The organism is Rhizobium sp. RU36D, assembly GCF_900176345.1.
In the GTDB taxonomy this organism is placed as follows: domain Bacteria; phylum Pseudomonadota; class Alphaproteobacteria; order Rhizobiales; family Rhizobiaceae; genus Allorhizobium.
Window position 1 is genome coordinate 1 of sequence record NZ_FWXU01000070.1, and the last position, 1371, is coordinate 1371.

Here is a 1371-nt window from a genome sequence, read left to right on the forward strand (position 1 = left end):
CGTCATTCCGGCGAATGCCGGAATCCAGCCACGGCGCGTCTGCGCCGTGAAAAAGTCTATCGCAATCAAGGACTTGATTGCGCTGGATGCCGGCTCGGCGTGTAAAGCCCGGAGACATCCCTGACAGATGTTCGGAGACATGCCTGACAGTCAGTGGTTGGCGTCGAGGTCGATTTTTGCGATCTGTGTTGCGCCGAAGAAGACACCATACAGCCGCTCGCGATCGAGCTGGCGGATCGCGAGGGTCTCGCCGCAGAAGGCCTGGGGCACATACCAGAGCTTTCCTTTGAAGTTGACATTGGCGCGTGTCTTGGGAACCTTCCGGAGGATTTCGCCGCTGTCGTATTCCGGTTCCGGCAGACGCTTTGGAAAGGCCCGGCTGGATGGGCGATAGCGGCTTGCCGGCACGCTCATGTCGATGCCCTGGTGGGGGCGGTGGTGATTGTAGAGATCGCGCCAGCGGTCGAAGGCCTTTTGCGCCCGCGCCATGTCGGACAGTGGTGCAAAGGAAAGGACTTCAGCCTTGAGGCTGCGGTGGAAGCGTTCGTTCTTGCCGCGTGCCTGCGGGTGATAGGGCGTTGCGTGGATCAGATCGATGCCGAGCTTGAGCAGCCAGACGCGCAGCCGCGTCCACTGGTTTGGCACCCCCGTCCCCCAGGGATTGCCGTTGTCGGTGTAGATTGCCAGCGGCAGGCCGTAGTGGCGCAGGATGCGCTCCAGCCTGCCACGCACGGTCAGCATCGTCTGATCGAGGCAGGCTTCGATGCCGATCGCAAAGCGGGAATGGTCATCGATGATGGTGAGCGGATGGCAGCACTGGCCGGACGTGAGCTGAATGTAACCCTTGAAGTCCATCTGCCATAGAAGATTGGGAGCCTCGCGCTCGAAGCGGCCTGTCGCACGGCGGCTCCTGGCCGGGGCGTCAATCCTGTCGTGCCGCGCCAGGATCGCATGCACTGTTGATGCGCAGGGCGCCGTCATGCCCATGTCCTCTAGGCGTCGTGCGATCTTGCGCGCACCCCAGGCAGGATGCTCGTCACGGACGGCGAGAACGGCATCTTCCAGATCAGCCGCCGTGCGCCGCGGACTGGCGTGTGGTCGGCGGGACCGGTCTTCGACCATCTCCCCAGACCGATACCGCTTCAGCCAGACATATCCCGTCTGGCGACTGATGCCGAAGCGCTCGCACAGCGCAGAGATATTCGAACTCTCAAGATCTGCCAGCCGGCAGAATTCCAAACGCTCATCCACAACAGACCTCGCCCGCCAAGCCATCAAGACCTCCAGGATCACAATCCAGGAAGTGTCAGGCATGTCTCCGAACATCTGTCAGGTATGTATCAAGGCTATACATCGGGGGCCGGCATGACG

1 pseudogene is annotated in these 1371 nt (G+C 61.6%); it reads right to left on the minus strand.

Features of this window, described 5'->3' with window-relative positions:
• Positions 1-106 precede the first annotated feature (106 nt).
• Positions 107-1275: pseudogene (locus B9A97_RS29190) on the minus strand (IS481 family transposase); the annotation flags it as partial.
• Positions 1276-1371: the final 96 nt, after the last annotated feature.